The organism is Aureimonas sp. SK2 (assembly GCF_029813115.1).
In the GTDB taxonomy this organism is placed as follows: Bacteria; Pseudomonadota; Alphaproteobacteria; order Rhizobiales; family Rhizobiaceae; genus Aureimonas.
The window spans coordinates 1-240 of the sequence record NZ_JAPZDS010000084.1; the positions used below are offsets into that span (position 1 = coordinate 1).

Consider the following 240-nt stretch of genomic DNA (forward strand, 5'->3'; position numbering starts at 1 on the left):
GCCAGCGCTCGGGCTCGCGATCGGTATGAAGGCCGGCGCGAACCTCCTCGAGTTCGGCGAAGCCCTGACCACCGAGATGAAGGCCGTCGAGGCGCAACTGCCGATCGGCGTCGGCCTGCATCTCGTCTCCGATCAGCCGCATGTGGTGGAGGAAGCGGTCGGCGGCTTCACGACGGCGCTCGTCGAGGCGATCGTCATCGTGCTCGCCGTGTCGTTCGTCAGCCTCGGCCTGCGCGCCGG

The 240-nt window shown here is 69.2% G+C and carries 1 protein-coding gene; it reads left to right on the forward strand.

The window, feature by feature from the left end:
- Positions 1-240, forward strand: a 240-nt coding sequence (locus O5O54_RS22315) for an efflux RND transporter permease subunit (RefSeq protein ID WP_279484039.1), incomplete at both ends; no start/stop codon positions are given.